Below are 19208 nucleotides of genomic sequence, written 5' to 3' on the forward strand. Positions count from 1 at the left end.
ATCCCCGCCACAAGGGCGAGGATGAGGGAGGAAAGGGGCGAATGTCATAGCGGGAGCAGCGACAAAAGGGCCTTTCATGAACCGACCGTTTTCCTCATCCCTCTGGCTGTTGCTGGCGGCGATCATTCTGGTCGCAGCCCTGCTTCCCTTCGACGGCGCTATTTCGCAGCGAGCGCAGGCGCTGCCGGACGGTATCGTCGCCTTCAACCGGCGGATCACCGATTTCGGGACGTTCTCCTGGATGATCTATGGCTCCGGCTCGATCGTCATCGTCGCCTATATCCTCAATCGGGTGGCCCGCAGTGACGGCTTTTCCTCGCGAACCAAGACCGCCTGGCGACTGGCGCTCTATTTCCTCGTGACGATCGGCAGCGCCAGCGCGCTGGTTCACCTGTTCAAATTTGTGATCGGGCGGGCGCGGCCGGAGCTTTTCCTCGACTATGGCGCCCATAGCCTGACGCCCTTTGCCAATGAATGGCTGTTCGAGAGCTTTCCCTCCGGCCATTCCGCCGCGGTCGGCTCCTTTTTCGGCGCCTTTGCCATGCTGGCGCCACGGCTGCGCATTCTCTTTGCGCTCGGAGCACTGATCATCGGCATTACCCGTGTCGTTGTCGGTGCCCATTATCCCAGCGACGTCGCGGCGGGGTTGTTGCTTGGTCTCTGGATCGCGCTGATGACCGCCTTCATCTTCGCCCGCCAAAACTGGCTGTTCCGGCTGGATGAGAAGGGTTGGCCACGGCCGAAAATGTAACAACCGCGCAACACCGGCCCCTGTCGTTTATCTGTCAAACGGGCGTGATCTGGCTGTAACACGGCCGGGATAGATCACGATGACAGCAAGGCATGGTGCGGGGGCGTATCGGGGTCATGGACACATTGCTCGCGGTCTGCGGGATCGCGCCGAAATTACCGGAGACCCGGTGCCTGGCCGTGATCAATCCGCTTTATCTTTTCTGCTGCGTGAACCTCGTCTTCATCGCGCTCGTGCTTTTCGATACCTGCGTTGCCGCGGCGGCCGGGCGTTTTCCGTTGCTGGCGATCGAATTCGGGCGAACCTTCACCCATGTCGGTAAATCCGGCTGGATCCTGCTTATTGCGGGCTACATATTCCTCGCGGGTCTGGCGAAGCTGAGGGAAAACGCATCGGGCAAAGGCCCTCCGGCAGCCCAGCTGCTGACGGCGGCGGCGGCCTATATCTTCGTCACGGTCGCCTTGTCCGGTCTTGCCGCCAATCTCCTGAAGCGGGCGATCGGCCGTGCCCGGCCGCAATTCTTCGACCATGAAGGAATTTTCAGCTTTTCGCCGTTTTCAAACAACGCCGCCTACGAAAGCTTTCCTTCCGGCCATGCAACAACCGCAGCAGCACTTTTCGTCGGCCTGGCTTTGCTGCTGCCGTCGCTGCGCGCGCCGTTGCTGGTTGCCGGCATCTGGATCGGTCTGGCGCGCGTGATCGTTGGCGCGCACTATCCGAGCGATGTCATCGCCGGGCTGGCGCTCGGCGCCTGGTTCGCGCTGGCTGTCGCCGCGCAGTTCGCCCGCTACGGCATTCTCTTCACCATCAATGCCGCCGGCTGGCCGGAAACGCGATATCCGCCCGCCCCGCGAGAACCGCAAGCAGACGGAACCCTATCCACCGACCGCGCATGAAAAAACGGCCTGGCGCTGGTTCTCCTGGTGATAGCACCATTTTATTTCAGGGCACTGTGAACCGGGTGTATCGAAGAAGGCGCCTCATGAACCCTTCGGCCGCTTGCTCACGCCCATTCTTTGTGGAACCATGGATCCGACTGCAAACAGAGGATCTAAAATGTTGGAAACACTTGTCTCTCAGCTCACAGATCCGTTCCGCATAGGATTGATTTTGTTCCTGTTCCTGACCGCTTTGCGGACACGCGCAGCGATGGGCCTTGCAATGCCGCTGGGTCTTGGTGTTGTCTTCGTGGCGATCCTGTTGCCGCTGACAACGGGGGCAAATGTCACGACTGACAACGAAGCCCGGCTCACCGCGATTGCCTATGGGGTCGTCTCGAATGCCATTATCCTTGGCTGCCTTGTCTCTGGCTGGGCGATATGGACGAAGGTGCGTCAGTAGAAAAGACTGCCCTTGACCATGCGTCGCAAGAAAGCATGCCATTCCCCTGGATCGGGATGCGCAAAGAAGTGCGGCCACTCTTTCGTACGACACGGATACGAAACCTAAAAAACACGCCGCGGCGGCGTGTTTTTAAAATTGCTCTCGGTTTGGGAAACAATCGAAAAATAGCAGGCTGGCCCGAAGGCCAGCCTGCGCGACACTACTTCGCGTCATCCGCGAAGATGTCTTTTTTGTGCGTATCGCCCGGTACAAACAGGATACCAATAACAACCGTCGCCGCCGCGATGATGATCGGGTACCAGAGGCCGCCATAGACGTTGCCGGTCTGCGCCGAGATGGCGAAGGCTGTTGCCGGCATCAGGCCGCCGAACCAGCCGTTGCCGATGTGGTAAGGCAGCGACAGGCCGGAGTAGCGAATGCGGGTCGGGAACAGTTCGACCAGCATGGCGGCGATCGGGCCGTAGACCATCGTCACGAGCAAGATCAGATAGGTCAGGATCAAAACGATCGTGATCTTCTGGCCGGTGAAGATATCGAAGAAGTTCTGCGCACGGGCCACGGTGGTGTTGGCGTCTGCCGACAGCGGATAGCCCGCTGCGGTCAGCGCGTCGTTGACCCCCTTGTTGAAGGCGGCGGTGGTTGTCTTGAGATCGTCGCCGGTCAGTGTTGCGGAGTCATAGGATGCGATGACCGTTTCGCCGACCTTGACCTGTGCGACGGTCGCCGCCGGGTCTTCAACCGTGGTATAGTTCACCGACGTGCGGGCAAGCGTCGCTTTTGCGATATCGCAGGACGAGGTGAACTTTTGGGTTCCTGTCGGGTTGAACTGGAACGAGCAGTCTTCCGGCGATGCGGTGACCGTAACCGGGGTCTGGTGTGCCACATAGAGTGCCGGATTTGCCGTGCGGGTAAGCAGCGGGAAGACGAAGTTGTAGGTCAGTGCTGCGATCAGGCACCCTGCGAGAATGATCGGCTTGCGACCGATACGGTCCGACAGCGCTCCGAAGAACAGGAAGCCGCCGGTGCCGAGGATCAGCGACCACGCCACCAGAACGTTGGCGGTGAAGCTGTCGACCTTGATGACGTTCTGCATGAAGAACAGCGCGTAGAACTGGCCGGAATACCAGACCACGGCCTGGCCGGCGACGAGGCCGAGCAGGGCGATGGTTGCGATCTTGGCGTTGCGCCAGCCCCAGATGACGGCAATGACGGCAAAAGCGATACCGAGGATCATTGCGATCGAAGAGTTCAGCGTGCCGGTCATGATAGCCCCGACGAACAGGATCGGGACGATGAGCAGCACAAGAGCATTGCGGCCAGGACCAAAAGCTTCGCGCAGCGGCGCCTTGGAAGCGGCACCCTCTTCCTTCATCTTCTTGAAGGCCGGGGATTCGTTCATCTGCAGGCGGATGTATAGCGAAATGAGCAACAGGCCGATTGAAGCGAGGAATGGAATACGCCAGCCCCACAGGTCGAAGGCCTTGATCATCTTTTCCGTACCGTCGGGGTTCATCACAATGGCACCGGCCGCATCGAGCACCGCTGTAGGAGCCCAGTTGCCGTTGACATAGCCTTGCACCGACAGAATGACGATCAGGGACAAGAGAAGGCCAAGGGTTGCCGTCGTCTGGATGAAGGCAGTGAAATAGCCGCGCTGGTTGGCGGGGGCGTGTTCCGCCACATAGACCGCCGCACCACCGTATTCGCCGCCGAGTGCCAGACCCTGCAACATGCGCAGGATGATCAGGATGATCGGCGCCGCAGCACCCCAGCTAGCGTAACCCGGCAGAAGACCAACGAGAAAGGTCGAAAGACCCATGATCATGATGGTCATCAGGAAGGTGTATTTGCGGCCGATCAGATCGCCCAGCGCACCGAAGACCAGCGCGCCGAAAGGACGGACGAGGAAGCCCGCCGCGAAAGCCAGAAGCGCGAAGACGTTGCGGGTGGCTTCCGGAAAGGCGGTGAAAAACTGCGCGCCGATGATAGCGGCGAGCGAACCGTATAGATAAAAGTCGTACCACTCGAAGATGGTTCCGGCGGACGAGGCCATGATGACCTTCCGCTCCTCTCCCGTCATGGGGCGCGAGCGATCCCCAACGTTCACTTCTGCTATTGCCATTTATGCCTCCTCCTTGTTCGCCGACCTTGCGGGCGGCCCCATACGTGCCAATGACGGGGCAACCGCTCCACAAAGGCGCATTTTCCTCCACGTAGACGGGGCAGAGTAGTTTACGTGCGCGACGTGCCAAGCCCACGATTGGTCGTAAGACAAAAGTCTCATGCGGCAAGCATTATTCTGATCCACCGTGGCCAGAGCCATTTGCTCTTGCCGCGATGGTGATAACGCCCTCAGCAAACCTTCGCGTTGTGACCTCTCCGCAAACATCCGCGTATGGCGCAAGACGGCTCCCGCAATCCATCCCTGTTGACTTCGCGCCAAAACCGCGTATGAGCAGCAGCGGAAAAGGAACCGCGCCATGCACCGTTTTGGTTATTCCATCGCTGCGCTGATCGCCCCGGCATTTAATGCCGGGCGGGTTCGTTCTTTCTCGATTTTTTCCAAAACAACGGCCAAAACGACGACGAAAACCGTCTGACGTCTCTGGCCACCGCTCTCTCCCCGGTTAGGCCGGGGACCTGAAGCCCGCGCCTTTGGCCGGCGGGTTTCTCCCCAAAGCCCCGCGGAGAGACAGAAAGAGAGCAAAGACAATGGGTTTCAAGATTGCTATCGCAGGCGCGACCGGAAATGTCGGACGCGAAATGCTCAACATCCTTTCCGAGCGCGGCTTCCCGGCCGACGAGGTCGTGGCACTCGCCTCCGCCCGCTCGCAGGGCACCGAAGTCTCCTTCGGCGACAAGACGCTGAAGGTAAAGAACCTCGAGAATTACGATTTCTCCGATACCGATATCTGCCTGATGTCGGCCGGCGGCGCCGTATCGCTGAAGTGGTCGCCGAAGATCGGCGCGCAAGGCTGCGTCGTCATCGATAACTCGTCCGCCTGGCGCTACGATCAGGATGTGCCGCTGATCGTTCCGGAAGTGAACCCGGATGCGATCTCGATGTTCACACGCCGCAACATCATCGCCAACCCGAATTGCTCGACCGCCCAGCTCGTCGTTGCGCTGAAGCCGCTGCATGACTTCGCCAAGATCAAGCGCGTCGTCGTCGCCACCTACCAGTCGGTGTCCGGCGCCGGCAAGGACGGCATGGACGAGCTGTTCAACCAGACCCGCGCCGTCTTCGTCGCCGATCCGATGGAGAGCAAGAAGTTCACCAAGCGCATCGCCTTCAACGTCATCCCGCACATCGATGTGTTCATGGAAGACGGCTACACGAAGGAAGAGTGGAAGGTGATGGCCGAAACCAAGAAGATCCTCGATCCGAAGATCAAGCTGACCTGCACGGCCGTGCGCGTTCCGGTCTTCATCGGCCATTCGGAAGCGATCAACATCGAATTCGAAAACGAGATTTCCGCCGATCAGGCCCGCGATATCCTGCGTGAAGCTCCGGGTTGCCTCGTCATCGACAAGCATGAGAACGGCGGCTACATCACGCCTTACGAAAGTGCCGGCGAAGACGCGACCTACATCTCGCGCATCCGCGAGGACGCGACCGTCGAGAACGGCCTCAACATCTGGGTCGTTTCCGACAACCTGCGCAAGGGCGCGGCGCTCAACGCCATCCAGATTGCCGAGCTTCTCGTCAATCGCGGACTGATCAAGGCGAAGAAGCAGGCCGCCTGATCAGGAAATATAAAGTTTTAAGCAATAAAAGCCCCGCATGATCCGTTGAACGGTATGCGGGGCTTCTTCATAAGAGCGATCTGCGACGATACTGCACTTCATTTGGGAGGATTCACGTGAAACACGTCTCCCGAATGCTGTGGTAACATCGTGACAGAACCCGCAAAGACTGGCATTTTGCGGACAGTTATTTTGGATTCGGGCGATCACGGGGTTTTTTCATGCACAAGGCGAAGTGCGTACTGGCAGGTTTCACGGCAATCATGGCGGCGGCTATTTTGCCTTCCGTCGCATCGGCAGCACAATGTGGCAACACCTCCGCGGGCTTCGAAGCCTGGGTCGAGGATTTCAAGGGCGAAGCCGCGGGCCGCGGCATCAGCCCGTCCGTGCTCAACAAGGCCTTCGCCAATGTCGGCTATAACAAGGCGACGATCCGCGCCGATCGCGGCCAGAAGAGCTTCAAGCTTTCGCTGAACCAGTTCATGCAGAAGCGCGGCGGCCAGGCGATCATTTCGCGCGGCAAGAAGATGAAGGCGCAGAACGCCGCTCTCTTCAACTCGATCGAAAGCCGCTACGGCGTTCCGGCCGGCCCGATCATCGCAATCTGGGGCATGGAAACCGGCTTCGGCGGCTTCATGGGCAAGGAACACACGTTGTCCGCCGTTTCGACGCTGGCCTTTGACTGCCGCCGTTCCGCCTATTTCACCGATCAGCTCTATGCCGCGCTCAACCTCGTCCAGCGCGGCGACCTGAGCCCCGATGCGCGCGGTGCGGCCCATGGCGAAATCGGCCAGACGCAGTTCCTGCCAGCCAACGTGCTGAAATTCGGCGTCGATGGCGACGGCAACGGCCATATCGACATGGTCCGCTCCAAGGCCGATGCGCTTGCCTCGACCGCCAACTTCCTGCGCGGCCACGGCTGGAGTGCCGGCGGCGGTTATCAGCCTGGCTCGGGCAATTTCGGTGCGATCCAGGGCTGGAATGCAGCCAGCGTCTACCAGCAGGCGATCGCCATCATCGGCGCCGAGATCGACGGCGGCTGATACGGCCGTATTGTCGGGGTGCATTCATCCGCAGTCCGGAAACGGGCTGCGGATTTTTTGCGCTTTGATGAGGCGAATCTTGGAACAATGCGCCGACCTCTTGCTCCCGTCATCCTCGGGCTTGACCCGAGGATCCATCAGCGGCGCGACAATAGCTCAAAGGCCCCAGAGGTCGATGCGCTCACCGTGGTTTCCACCTCGACGTGATCGGATCCTCGGGTCAAGCCCGAGGATGACGGAGTGTGGGGAGACGCCGGGGCAAAAGGGCACTTGAGGTATTGGGTGGCTTTAACCGCCGATCACATTCCACCGGCCAATCGCCAATGAGCCCCAAAATCACTCCCGGGAAAAATTACATCCCCGGACGGACGAAATCGCCGGTCTTGGCGTCCATCACCCAAAGCTCGCCGGTCGAGATGTCGAACCAGGCGCCGTGCAGCTGCAGTTTGCCGCGCTGCTCGAGGATCTGGACGCAGGGGAACGTGCGCAGGTTGGCGATGGAATTGCGGATCGACACGCGCTCCAGCGCCCGCTGGCGTTCCGCGGCCGTCATGATGTCGTTGCTCTGGATCTGCTCGGCGGCGGGCTTCAGCAGATGCATCCAGCGGCCGATGAAATCGCCTGGCGACAGCGGTTCGGCATCGAGATCGAGCGCCGCCTTGATGCCACCGCAGCGGCCGTGCCCCATGACGACGATATCGCGCACCTTCAGCACCTGGACCGCGAATTCGAGCGCGGCCGATGTCGAATGATACTGCCCGTCCGGCTCGTAGGGCGGTACCATGTTGGCGACGTTGCGGACGACGAAAAGCTCTCCAGGACCGCTGTCGAAGATGGTTTCCGGGGCGGCACGGCTGTCACAACAGGCAACGACAAGGGTTTGAGGCTGTTGCCCGGTCTCCGCCAGGGCCTTGTAACGCTGCTGCTGTTCGTTGAAGCGGCCGCTCATGAAGTTGTTGTAGCCGTTCAGCAGATGGTTCGGGAAACGCTGCATGGTGCTGGATCACTCCGACTATTTAAGACAATGAAGATGTACATTGCATGGCCGCCGCTCACGGCATACAGCCTTTGTGCGCCGCGCACATGCAAATTTCCGGCAGCCCGCGCCGCCGGTGACATCCGTGAAATCTCCGTATCATTTCGTGTAGGCCAGACCGGTTTATTCGCTCAGGGCAGGGGGTGGCAAGAGGGATGTGCGTTGCAGCACGAGGATCAGGACCGTCGCTTCTGGCTTGGATGCATCAATCGGCGCATCTGAACCAGCGCCATCGGCGTCGCAAGGCTGGAAGCGTCGCGTTCCAACGTCAGTTCGTCGGCGCCGCGCTTGCCCGTGCGGGCGATGATCTCAAAGACGCTGGCCGTTGCCAGTTGCAAAGCCCGCTCCTCGTTCAGCCCTTCCAGAAGCCGCGCGACAAACAGCGCCGCCAGAAGATCGCCGGTGCCGTTGGGCGGGTTGTCGATCAGACGATGTTCGGCGAGCAGCGCGTGGTTGCCGGACAGATAGAGATTGCCGGTGCTGCCGTGCATCATCGGGATTGCCGATGTGACGAGCATGCGCGCCGGACCGAGCGACAGGGCGGCCTCGAGAATGGCGGCGTTGGTGTCGAGCTCGGCGCCGCAGAGCCAGGAGAGCTCGAACCGGTTCGGCGTGGCGAGCGAGGCAAGCGGCAGAAGCCTGTCGCGCATCGCGATCGCCGTCGCCTCCGGCACATAGAGGCCGCCGACATCGCCCATCACCGGATCGCAGGCATAGAAGAGGTCCGGGTTCTTCTCCCGCAACGCCTCGACCAGCCGCGCAACACCTTCCGCCTGATAAGCCGCGCCGAGATAGCCGGAGAGAACCGCGCGGACCTCGCCCGTCCACGGCGCGCGGATGAGATCGTCGATGAGGCTGTTGAAATCGTCTTCGCCGATCGTGACACGCGTCGATGGACCGTGGCCCGGATGCCAGGGGAGGATGACCGTGGGCACGGCCCAGACCGGATAACCCAGCGTCTCAAGCGCAAAGACCGCGGCACGATTGCCGACGGAACCGCGAATCACATGGCTTGAAATGACGATGACGGCGCCGGGTGCAGGCTCGGACATGGATGATTTTCCGCTGTTTCGACATGCCCAGATCGCCCTACAGTCATGCCGCTGTCAACTGTGGCTGCCAAAACAGGAAAAAGTGCGTTTTATCGCCCGATCGATAAGCAGGGCCGAATATGCACATACAACCGATTTAATTCCAAAATCGGACGATTTTCGCCGAAAATTTCATGAATCCATTCCGAATTTGATCGAACCAAACGAAAAACAGCCACAAAAACAATCGCCAACAACCATTCTTCTGCTAGGTTCGGCCAAATTGGTGATTGCGGGGAGAGACAGTCATGGGCACCAAATACAATCCGAAAAAGGACCGGCATTTCGAAGCGGTGAGCGAAGCCGCCAAGGCGCTTGGGTTGAAAACGCTCTTGCCGGAAATCCTCTTCCGCCGTGCCAGCCATGACGATCTCGACGAATATACGCCGGAAATGCTGGCACTGACCGCCGCCCACGCGCTGAAGGAAATCAGCCGCAGCGAAAGCGACCGGCCGGTGATCACGGTTGAAACCGTCGACGGCATCGCGCCGAATGATAACGACGTGTCTATCCTGTCCGTGACCGACCGCAACATGCCGTTTCTGTACGATTCGATCATGGGCGAGGTCACCAGCACGCATCGCGACATCCATCTCGCCGTGCATCCCATTCTGGTTCTCGAGCGCGGCAAGCCCGCCAAGATTTTCGACCCGGAAGAAAAAAGCGACCCCGCGACACGGATCAGCCATATCCAGATTCATCTGGCCAGGCTCACCAGCGCGGAAGCAGAAGACCTGAAGCAACGGGTCGGCAACGTGCTTTCCCAGGTTCACCAGGCCGTCGGCGACTGGAGCCAGATGACGGTGCTGCTCGACCAGGCGATGAGCGAGCTGGAAAACCACGCACCCAGCCGCAAGAAGGGCGACCGCGACGAGGCGCTGGCCTTCCTGCGCTGGCTGCGCGCCAACAATTTCACCTTCCTCGGCATGCGCGAATACACCTATTCCGGCAAGGGTGAGGACGCCGTGGTCGAACGCGGCGAGGGCCGCGGTCTCGGCATTCTCTCCAATCCCGACGTGCGTGTGCTGCGCCAGGGCAAGGATGCGGTGCTGACGACGCCGGAGATCCTCGCCTTCCTCAACGGGCCCGACCTCCTCATCGTCACCAAGGCGAACGTCAAATCCGTCGTGCATCGCCGCGCCTATATGGATTATATCGGCATCAAGCGGTTCGATGAGGCAGGCAGCGTCACCGGCGAGCTGCGCATCGTCGGGCTGTTCACATCGAGCGCCTATACCCGGCCGGCAGCGGAAATTCCGCTGCTGCGCTTCAAGGTGGAGAAGATCGTCGATCATTTCGGTTTCGATCCGCAGAGCCATTCCGGCAAGATGCTGACCAACACGCTGGAATCCTATCCGCGCGACGACCTGTTCCAGATCGATGTGAGCCTTCTGGCGAGCTTCTGCGAACAGATCAACGAGCTGGCCGACCGGCCGCGAATCCGGGTCTTGCCGCGCATCGATCATTTCGATCGTTTCGTCTCCGCCATCGTCTATGTGCCACGCGAGCAATATGATTCCGATGTACGCGAGAAGATCGGCACCTACCTGAAAACCATCTATGACGGCCGCGTCTCGGCCTATTACCCGGCTTTTCCGGAAGGCGGCCTGGCGCGCGTACATTTCATCATCGGCCGCTCCGGCGGCAAGACGCCACGCGTGCCACAAGCGAAACTGGAAGACGCCGTTCGCGATATCGTCACCCGCTGGATCGACCGGTTCAACCTGCTCGCCCGCCACGATGGTGTCGGGATCACCGTCAATGAAGCCTATCAGGCGGCGTTCACGCCGGCCGAGGCCTATGCCGATCTGGCCGACATTGCCGCCTGCTCTCCCGGCGATCCGATCCGCATTGCCTTCTACCAGAAGCGCGGCAAGGGTCCGCAATCGCTGGAGCTGAAGATTTTCCACGCTGGCGAGCCGGTTTCGTTGTCGCACCGCGTGCCGCTGCTTGAAAACCTCGGCTTCCGGGTGATCAGCGAGCAGACGCATGATATCGCTGTGACGGATGCCGCGGGCGGACAGCGCCTTGTCGTCCTGCACGACATGGAACTCATCCACCGCGACGGGCATGTGCTCAATCTCGACAAGACCGGGCCGATGCTCGAGGAAGCCTATCTCGCCGCCTGGAACGGCCTGATCGAGGACGACAGCTTCAACCGCCTGATCCTGCTTGCCGGCCTGACTGCCCGCGAGGTGACGGTGCTGCGCGCCTATGCGCGCTACCTGCGCCAGACCGGCATCACCTATTCGCAAGGCTATCTCGCCGAGACGCTGAACAAGTATCCGGCGATCGCTGCCGATATCTTCAAGCTTTTCGTTACCCGGATGGACCCGACGCTTGAGGACAAGCCGAAAACGAAGCGCACGACGGCGATCGGGGCGGCGATCGAGCAGGCTTTGAACGATGTTCCAAGCCTCGACGAGGACCAGATCCTGCGCCGCTACGTCAACGCCGTACAGGCGACGCTGCGCACCAACTATTTCCAGCGCGATGCCAGCGGCAATCCGAAACCCATGCTGGCTTTCAAGCTCGATCCGAAAATCCTCGACGGACTGCCAGAACCGCGGCCCTTCCGCGAAATCTTCGTCTATGGCACACAGGTCGAGGGCGTGCACCTGCGCTTCGGCAAGGTGGCGCGCGGCGGACTTCGCTGGTCGGACCGGTCGCAGGACTATCGCACCGAGGTACTCGGCCTCGTCAAGGCGCAGCAGGTCAAGAACGCCGTCATCGTGCCGGTCGGCGCCAAGGGCGGCTTCTTTCCGAAGCAGCTGCCAGTGGGCGGCACACGCGACGAGATCTTCAAGGCCGGCACCGAGGCCTACAAGACCTATATCCGCACGCTTTTGTCGATCACCGACAATATCGTCGGCCAGGACGTGGTGCCGCCGGCCGACACGCTGAGGCTCGATGGCGACGATCCCTATTTCGTCGTCGCCGCCGACAAGGGCACCGCGACCTTCTCCGACACTGCCAACGGCCTGGCACAGGAAGCCGGCTTCTGGCTGGACGATGCCTTTGCCTCCGGCGGCTCGGCCGGCTACGACCACAAGAAGATGGGCATCACCGCGCGTGGCGCCTGGGAAACCGTCAAGCGGCATTTCCGCGAGATGGACATCGACATCCAGACGACACCGTTCAGCGTCGCCGGTGTCGGCGACATGTCAGGCGACGTCTTCGGCAACGGCATGCTGCTGTCGGAAAAAATCCGGCTGATCGCCGCCTTCGACCATCGCGACATCATCATCGATCCTGACCCGGATATCGAAAAATCCTTCGCCGAGCGCAAGCGCATGTTCAACCTGCCGCGTTCCAGCTGGCAGGACTACGATCGCACCACATTGTCCAAGGGCGGCATGATCATTCCGCGCACGGAGAAATCCGTGACGCTGACGCGGCAGGCAATGGCGGCGATCGGGCTTGAGAAAAGCCAGGCGACGCCGTTCGAGATCATGACCGCGATCCTGAAAAGCCCGGTCGACCTGCTCTGGTTCGGTGGCATCGGCACCTATGTGCGCGGCCCGAACGAAACGGACGCTGAGGTCGGCGACCGCGCCAACGACCCGATCCGCATCACCGCCGACGAGGTCGGCGCCAAGGTGATCGGCGAGGGCGCCAATCTCGGCGTCACCCAGCGCGGCCGTATCGGCTTCGGGCTGAAGGGCGGGCGCTGCAATTCGGATGCCATCGACAACTCGGCGGGCGTCAACTCGTCCGACTTCGAGGTCAATATCAAGATCGCGCTTGCCTCCGCCATGCGCGACAACCGCCTGACACGGGCCAAGCGCAACACGCTGCTCGCTTCGATGACAGATGAAGTCGCAGCGCTGGTTCTCAGGAACAATTACGAACAGTCTCTCTCCATCTCGCTCACCGAAATGCTGGGCGCCGGCAACCGGACGCCCCTTGCCCGGCTCATGACCCGGCTGGAAGCGGACGGGCATCTCAACCGCAAGGTGGAGGTGCTGCCGAACGACGTGACGCTCAGCGAACGCTACCAGAGCGGCAAGGCGCTGACGCGCGCCGAGATCGGCGTGCTGCTCTCCTATGCCAAGATCGTGCTGTTCGACGAGATCATCGCCAGCGACCTGCCGGATGATCCCTATCTGCTGACCACATTGCGGGATTATTTCCCGGCGAAGATGCACAAGGCGCACGCCAGCGACATCAACGAACACCGGCTGCGACGCGAAATCATCGCGACGGTGCTGGCCAACGACGTCATCAATCGCGGCGGACCTCCCTTTGTCAGCTCGCTGATCGACCAGACGGGCTTCATGCCCGCTGACGTGGTGAAAGCCGCGGTGCTGACCCGCGACGGCTACGACCTGAAGCGTATCTATGGCGAGATCGATGCGCTCGACAACGTTATCAGCGGCGCGGTACAGAACGAACTCTATCATGAGGCGTCGCGCATCTTCGCCATCGTCACCGAACGGACACTCAGGACAAAGGCGATGCAAGCGCCGCTCGGCGAGGCGATCGAACGGCTGCGTGAAGCATTGCAGAAACTGAAATCCACCCTCCAGAGCTCGATTCCGGAGGACGCCACGGCGGAAGTGAAGCAAAGGGCTGCCTATTTCATCGAGCGCGGCGTACCGCCGGCGCTTGCCGAGGAGATCGCCGCTCTCGCCGTGATGACCTTCGTGCCGGAAATCATCCAGATCGCCGCCGATACCGGCGTGACGCTGGCACGCACGGCGCAGAGCTATTTCGGCGTGACGCAGAACCTGCGGATCGCCCGGCTGCTGGCGGCGGCCGAGCGCGTTTCGGCAACCGAGCAATACGAGGCGATGGCCCTCTCGCGTAGCATCAACGACATCGCGACCGCGCGCAAGGACATCACCATCGCGGTACTCACCGACAACAAGGACGAGCGCAATCCGGTCGGTGCCTGGCAGGACAGCGACCGCAGCCGGATTTCCCGCGTCACCGACCAGCTGACCCAGTTGACCGAGAAGGGCGAGACGACGCTCGCCAAGATCACCGTCGCCGCGGGCCTCCTGAGCGATCTTGCGCAGAACAGGGCGAGGTGACACTGTTTGCCCCGAACGGGGCGGACAGGCAGTGGAGAATCAGGTGAGCAGCATCACGGCAGGGGCTGGCGACGAGCCAAAGGTATCGCGCGCCGGTCTTGGCGGCTGGATGCTGTTCGACTGGGCGGCCCAGCCTTTCTTCACGGTGATCATCACCTTTATCTTCGGCCCGTATTTCGTTTCCCGGCTCACCGACGACCCGGCGCACGGGCAGGCGATGTGGGGCTATACGCTGACCATCTCCGGCATCGTCATCGCGGTTCTGTCGCCGGTGCTCGGCTCGATCGCCGACCAGACCGGGGCGCGCAAGCCGTGGATCGCCTTCTTTGCCGTCATCAAGATTATCTCGCTGGCGCTTCTGTGGTTTGCAGTGCCCGGTTCGTCGCTAATCTACCCGTTCATCTTCATCATCCTGGCGTCGATCGCGGCGGAATTTTCCATCGTTTTCAACGATTCGATGATGCCGCGGCTGGTCAGTGAAAGCCAGATCGGCCGGATCTCCAACATGGCCTGGGGGCTCGGCTATCTCGGCGGCATGATCGTCCTGATCGCCGTCGTGGCACTTTTGGCCGGCAATCCGGAATCCGGCAAAACAATTCTCGGGATGGCGCCGCTGTTCGGTCTCGATCCGGCAACCGGTGCCGACGCCCGCATCACCGGGCCGATCTCGGCCGTCTGGTATCTGGTCTTCATCCTGCCGATGTTCCTGTTCACGCCGGACGCGCACAAGGCGGCCATGCCGGCCGCGACCGCCGTGCGCGCCGGAATTACCGAGCTGCGGCACACGATCGGAGAATTGCGGCACCGCTCGGGCATCCTGCGATTTCTGGTGGCGCGGATGATCTTTCAGGACGGCGTCAACGGCCTGCTGGCGCTTGGCGGCACGTTCGCAGCCAGCATGTTCGCCTGGCAGACGGTCGAGCTTGGCGTCTACGGCATCATTCTCAATGTCGTGGCCATCGGCGGCTGCCTCTATGCCAGCCGGCTCGACGCAAAACTCGGCTCGAAGGTGATCGTCACCGCCAGCCTGATCTGCCTGACCATCGCAACGCTCGGCATCGTCTCGACAGGACCGGGCTATACGCTGTTCGGATTGCTGCAGCTCCCGACCACCAATGCCGGAGGCCTTTTCGGCACAGCGGCGGAAAAGGCCTATATCGTTTTCGGTTTGCTCGTCGGCATCGCCTTCGGCCCCGTCCAGGCGTCGTCGCGTTCCTATCTGGCCCGCAGCGTCAGTGCCGATGAAGCGGGGCGCTATTTCGGCATCTACGCGCTGTCCGGACGGGCGACAACGTTTCTGGCACCCGCATCCGTTGCCACCGTCACCTTGATGACGGGCTCGGCCCGCATCGGCATGATGGCACTGGTCGTGTTCCTGGCGGTGGGACTACTGATCCTGCTTAGGACTCCTTATCCGGCGAACAGGGTTTCCTGAGCAGCGTTGGCACCAGCCACTTTGTCATTCTCGGTCTGGACCCGAGGATCCATCTTCCGGTGACTGATGGATGGTCGGGTCAATCCCGACCATCCAAATCAGTGCCGGAAATGCCGCATCCCCGTAAACACCATGGCAACGCCTGCCGCATCGGCAGCGGCGATGACTTCCGGGTCGCGCATCGAGCCGCCCGGCTGGATGACGGCGGTGGCGCCGGCTGATATCATCGACAGCAGGCCGTCGGCAAACGGCAGGAAGGCCTCGGAAGCAACCGCGGAGCCCTGCGTCAGCGGCGCGGGCAGGCCAAGGGCTCTGGCAGCCTCTTCAGCCTTCAGGCCGGCGATACGGGCGGAATCGACGCGGCTCATCTGGCCGGCGCCGATGCCGACGGTCTGGCCGTCCTTGGCATAGACGACGGCATTGGACTTGACGTGTTTCGCCACCTTGAAGGCGAACTTCATGTCTTCCAGCTCCTGGGGCGTCGGCGCGCGCTTGGTGACGACCTTCAGTTCCAGATCCTCGACCATGCCATTGTCGCGGGTCTGCACCAGCAGGCCGCCGGCGACCGTCTTGGCGGTCAGGCCCGGCACGCGCGGATCGGGCAGGGCGCCGGTGACCAGCAGGCGCAGATTGGGCTTGCCGGCGATGACGACCTTGGCGACGTCGCTGACCGACGGGGCGATGATGACCTCGGTGAACAGCTTGACGATCTCTTCCGCCGTTGCGCCGTCAAGCTCCTGGTTGAGGGCGATAATGCCGCCGAAGGCCGACGTGGAATCGCAGGCGAGCGCCCGCTCATAGGCCTCGAGCAGGGTAGAACCGGTGGCCACACCGCAAGGGTTGGCGTGCTTGATGATGGCGACAGCCGGTGATTTTTCGGCCGGGAACTCGGCAACGAGCTCGAAGGCGGCATCGGTATCGTTGATATTGTTGTAGGAGAGCTGCTTGCCCTGCAAAAGGGTTGCAGTCGCCACGCCCGGGCGATTTTCGCCGGTGATATAGAATCCGGCTTTCTGATGCGGATTTTCGCCGTAGCGCATCTCTTCCTTCAGCACGCCGCCGATGGTGCGGTGGAGCGGCATCGGCGTATCCAGGACTTCGGCGAACCAGCCGGAAATGGCCGTGTCATAGGCAGCGGTGCGGGCATAGGCCTTGGCGGCCATCTTCTGGCGGAAGGCAAAGGAGGTCGCAGCTCCCGTGCCAAGCTCGGCCAGCAGTGCCGTATAGTCGGATGCGTCGGTGATGACGGTGACATAGGCGTGGTTCTTGGCCGAGGCGCGGATCATCGCCGGGCCGCCGATATCGATGTTTTCGACCGTTGTCGGATAATCGCCGCCCTTGGCCCGGACATCCTCGAACGGATAGAGATTGATGACGGCCAGATCGATACCGGTGATGCCATGCGTCGTCATCGCCTGGACATGGTCCTCATCGTCGCGGATCGCCAGAAGGCCCCCATGGACGCCCGGATGCAGGGTCTTGACCCGGCCGTCCATGACTTCCGGAAAGCCGGTGATCTCCGAAACATCGGTGACGGGCAGGCCGGCATCCGCGAGCGCCTTGTGGGTGCCGCCGGTCGACACCAGGTGAACGCCCTTCTGATGCAGCGCGCGCGCCAGATCGACGATGCCGGTCTTGTCGGAAACCGAGAGCAGGGCGGTGCGGACAGCGACCTGATCCGGGGCGGGAATTTTCTTGGAGGCGACAGCCATCATCAAGCTCCTTGGTAGGCGCCGGATATCGGGAGGGTCTTCCGGCAAATGTCCGCCTGCCGTTAACACAGCTTTCCGCGTGAAGAAACCGGAGTCATGGCGAAGAGCGTTTTACCCGGCCGATTGTCATGCTTCGCGTGAAAAAATCCACTGGATTTCAGGCTGCGAGGCCGCAGCAAAGGTCACGGTCAGCTGGGAGGTCTTGCGCACGCCCGAAGGGTCGGCAAAAAAGATGTCCTCCTCGACCACCACTTCGCTGTCGCGGCAGGTGAACAGCCAGGTTTCGCTGTCCGGCGCGGTCAGGTAAACCTCGTGCGGGCTGTGCTGGCGGATGTTGATCGACGGATGGATATGAAACCGCGCCACGGCAACGGCGGTATTGGTTTCCGGCGGCTCAGTACCATCAGCTTGGAACAGCCGGTCACGGCCACGCACAGCATTGCCCTGGCCGTTGATGCCGATATCGCGCTCATGGATCAGGCCGGCGGACTGGATATAACCGTCGTGACTGGCGATCACGGCGTCCGGCTGGCCGTCCCGTTCTTCCCGGCGCACCGTGACCTTCGAGACACCGCCAGTGACGATAGGGCCGAGGAATCGCGACTGCGACAGGCGCGAGGACGAACGATCGTTGATCGTCACGGTCGAATGCGCCGCCGTCAGACGTGCCAGCTGGCGGAATCGTTCGCCGGCAAACTTTGGCGATCCGGAATTGATGACGAACCGGTGCCGGCCGGACGACATCTCGAACGACAGGCAGCCGGCATGCGCCGTTCGCGACAATTCCGGCGAAAGCGGTTTGCCTGTGTCGATGATGACAACGACATTGTTGTGCGCCAGCCGTTCGTACTGAAGATGCGGCAGAGCCTTGAAGGGTGCGCCCGCGGTCTCGTCGTAGCGCAGCACGGCCATCAGCTCGTTTGCAAGCGTCGAGGTGGCGCCATTGAACAGCGCGAGTTCGCCGCCCTGATGGCGAAAGAACCGCAACGCGGGATACATCCGGTCGATGCAGGGTATGAGCCTGGCCGGCACGTCATGGCCGAGGTTGACATAGGTCTGGCGCAGCGGCAGCAGATCGATCAGCAGTTCCAGGCCGGTGCGCGGATTGCGCGAGCTGTGGCCGCCATCGGGCAGGATTTGCCGGTCGAGTTCCCGATCGAGATTGCGGGCGGCCTTGCGGATCGTCGATTCGGAAGCCGGCATGGCGACCGACGCCATGGCAAGCGCAATGCGCGCCCGCAACCGGGCTTCACCGTCGCAGGTCGTATCCGCGACATGGCGGAGATAGCGGACCTGAAAGGCCAGGCTTTTGAGGAACCGGCGATAAAAAGCGTGTTCGGCATTGCGCAGGATGATCGGCGAATGCGACAGCCAGGCAATCAGGCGCTGGGAGATGATGTCCGCTTCCCAGGCAATACCGCCGATATGGCGGCCATGCGTGACAATCCAGTCGTTGACGATATGGCGCAGCTGCCCGAAGGCTTCTTCCTCCTTGACCGACCGCATGTGGCGGACCCAGCCGAAGGAATGCAGCCGCACACCGAATTCCTGCGACGGTAGATCCATCTCGAAGGGCGATTCGCCCTCCGTTTCCAGCACACGGCCGGCGAGCGGAAAGCGGCCCTGAAGAATTTCCTGTGCGACGAAGGGATCGACGGCACGCAAATCCGTCGGTGCGACGATCAGGCGATCGGGCGTGGTGCCGGTGAAACGGAACGCCGTATTGCGGCCCAAGGCAAGGCGGCGCGAGAACCGGCGCCAACCCTCGCGCAGATACAGATAGAGAAGCCTTTGGCGGTCTGAAATCTGCATCGTCGACGCCCGTGTCTCTCCCCACTCCCGGACCGGGCTTCATACCGCATCGAAAAACCGGAATGACTGCAGTCCGTACCAGATACCACCAGGACCACGATCATGCCTGAAAAGTCGTTAAACTTTTATCGATCGTGTCTCTATTGTTTAGGCAAACGCCCTCAATGCGTCAATTGTTACGCGAAATCTGCCTGTTGACGA

General features: G+C 61.4%; 12 protein-coding genes. 7 read left to right on the top strand and 5 right to left on the bottom strand.

Going from position 1 to position 19208, the window contains the following annotated elements; genetic code table 11:
• The first annotated feature begins 76 nt into the window (after positions 1–76).
• The 3 genes from J2Z75_RS10970 to J2Z75_RS10980 all read left to right on the top strand — a co-directional run bounded on the left by J2Z75_RS10970 (position 77) and on the right by J2Z75_RS10980 (position 2092).
• Complete coding sequence (locus J2Z75_RS10970; RefSeq protein WP_209851865.1) at positions 77–751, top strand: phosphatase PAP2 family protein; 675 nt, start codon at positions 77–79, stop codon at positions 749–751.
• Positions 752–867: 116 nt separating this feature from the next.
• Complete coding sequence (locus tag J2Z75_RS10975; protein WP_209851868.1) at positions 868–1647, top strand: phosphatase PAP2 family protein; 780 nt, start codon at positions 868–870, stop codon at positions 1645–1647.
• A gap of 160 nt (positions 1648–1807) precedes the next feature.
• Positions 1808–2092, top strand: coding sequence for a hypothetical protein (locus J2Z75_RS10980; RefSeq protein WP_209851870.1), 285 nt, complete (start codon positions 1808–1810; stop codon positions 2090–2092).
• A 202-nt stretch (positions 2093–2294) separates the two neighbouring features.
• Here the strand turns inward: J2Z75_RS10980 and J2Z75_RS10985 are convergent, their stop codons facing one another.
• Entirely contained in the window at positions 2295–4175 is a 1881-nt protein-coding gene (locus J2Z75_RS10985; protein WP_234937304.1) for an MFS transporter, read from the bottom strand.
• 632 nt (positions 4176–4807) lie between these two features.
• Between J2Z75_RS10985 and J2Z75_RS10990 the strand changes: the two genes are divergently transcribed.
• Both J2Z75_RS10990 and J2Z75_RS10995 read left to right on the top strand, forming a co-directional pair.
• Positions 4808–5842, top strand: coding sequence for an aspartate-semialdehyde dehydrogenase (locus J2Z75_RS10990; protein WP_209851876.1), 1035 nt, complete (start codon positions 4808–4810; stop codon positions 5840–5842).
• A 221-nt stretch (positions 5843–6063) separates the two neighbouring features.
• A complete protein-coding gene (locus tag J2Z75_RS10995; RefSeq protein WP_209851879.1) occupies positions 6064–6885 on the top strand; it encodes a lytic murein transglycosylase in 822 nt (273 codons plus the stop codon).
• A 352-nt stretch (positions 6886–7237) separates the two neighbouring features.
• Here J2Z75_RS10995 and J2Z75_RS11000 read toward each other — a convergent pair whose 3' ends face one another.
• Positions 7238–7879 (bottom strand): carbonic anhydrase, encoded by a 642-nt coding sequence (locus J2Z75_RS11000; RefSeq protein ID WP_209851882.1) that lies wholly within the window; start codon positions 7877–7879, stop codon positions 7238–7240.
• A 218-nt stretch (positions 7880–8097) separates the two neighbouring features.
• Positions 8098–8973 (bottom strand): pyridoxal kinase PdxY, encoded by an 876-nt coding sequence (pdxY, locus tag J2Z75_RS11005; protein WP_209851885.1) that lies wholly within the window; start codon positions 8971–8973, stop codon positions 8098–8100.
• Positions 8974–9260: 287 nt separating this feature from the next.
• Between pdxY and J2Z75_RS11010 the strand changes: the two genes are divergently transcribed.
• Both J2Z75_RS11010 and J2Z75_RS11015 read left to right on the top strand, forming a co-directional pair.
• Positions 9261–14048, top strand: a complete 4788-nt coding sequence (locus J2Z75_RS11010; protein ID WP_209851888.1) for an NAD-glutamate dehydrogenase — start codon at positions 9261–9263, stop codon at positions 14046–14048.
• 43 nt (positions 14049–14091) lie between these two features.
• Positions 14092–15483, top strand: a complete 1392-nt coding sequence (locus J2Z75_RS11015) for an MFS transporter (RefSeq protein ID WP_327791252.1) — start codon at positions 14092–14094, stop codon at positions 15481–15483.
• A gap of 98 nt (positions 15484–15581) precedes the next feature.
• On the opposite strand, the gene purH is transcribed toward J2Z75_RS11015, so the two are convergent.
• Together purH and J2Z75_RS11025 are read right to left on the bottom strand one after the other, a co-directional pair.
• On the bottom strand, positions 15582–17195 hold the full coding sequence (gene purH / locus J2Z75_RS11020; RefSeq protein ID WP_209851891.1) for a bifunctional phosphoribosylaminoimidazolecarboxamide formyltransferase/IMP cyclohydrolase: 1614 nt from the start codon (positions 17193–17195) through the stop codon (positions 15582–15584).
• A 126-nt stretch (positions 17196–17321) separates the two neighbouring features.
• Positions 17322–19007: a heparinase II/III family protein gene (locus J2Z75_RS11025; RefSeq protein ID WP_209851894.1), complete on the bottom strand. Its 1686-nt coding sequence runs from the start codon at positions 19005–19007 to the stop codon at positions 17322–17324.
• Positions 19008–19208: the final 201 nt, after the last annotated feature.

This window comes from Rhizobium herbae (assembly GCF_017873135.1).
In the GTDB taxonomy this organism is placed as follows: Bacteria; Pseudomonadota; Alphaproteobacteria; order Rhizobiales; family Rhizobiaceae; genus Pararhizobium; species Pararhizobium herbae.

Excerpts from the sequence above, each read along its gene's own strand:
- J2Z75_RS10995 (WP_209851879.1), top strand. The coding sequence starts at position 6,064 with ATGCACAAGGCGAAGTGCGTACTGGCAGGTTTCACGGCAATCATGGCG.
- J2Z75_RS10970 (WP_209851865.1), top strand. The coding sequence starts at position 77 with ATGAACCGACCGTTTTCCTCATCCCTCTGGCTGTTGCTGGCGGCGATC.
- J2Z75_RS10990 (WP_209851876.1), top strand. The coding sequence starts at position 4,808 with ATGGGTTTCAAGATTGCTATCGCAGGCGCGACCGGAAATGTCGGACGC.
- purH (WP_209851891.1), bottom strand. The coding sequence starts at position 17,195 with ATGGCTGTCGCCTCCAAGAAAATTCCCGCCCCGGATCAGGTCGCTGTC.
- J2Z75_RS11010 (WP_209851888.1), top strand. The coding sequence starts at position 9,261 with ATGGGCACCAAATACAATCCGAAAAAGGACCGGCATTTCGAAGCGGTG.
- J2Z75_RS10975 (WP_209851868.1), top strand. The coding sequence starts at position 868 with ATGGACACATTGCTCGCGGTCTGCGGGATCGCGCCGAAATTACCGGAG.
- J2Z75_RS10980 (WP_209851870.1), top strand. The coding sequence starts at position 1,808 with ATGTTGGAAACACTTGTCTCTCAGCTCACAGATCCGTTCCGCATAGGA.
- pdxY (WP_209851885.1), bottom strand. The coding sequence starts at position 8,973 with ATGTCCGAGCCTGCACCCGGCGCCGTCATCGTCATTTCAAGCCATGTG.
- J2Z75_RS11000 (WP_209851882.1), bottom strand. The coding sequence starts at position 7,879 with ATGCAGCGTTTCCCGAACCATCTGCTGAACGGCTACAACAACTTCATG.
- J2Z75_RS10985 (WP_234937304.1), bottom strand. The coding sequence starts at position 4,175 with ATGACGGGAGAGGAGCGGAAGGTCATCATGGCCTCGTCCGCCGGAACC.
- J2Z75_RS11025 (WP_209851894.1), bottom strand. The coding sequence starts at position 19,007 with ATGCAGATTTCAGACCGCCAAAGGCTTCTCTATCTGTATCTGCGCGAG.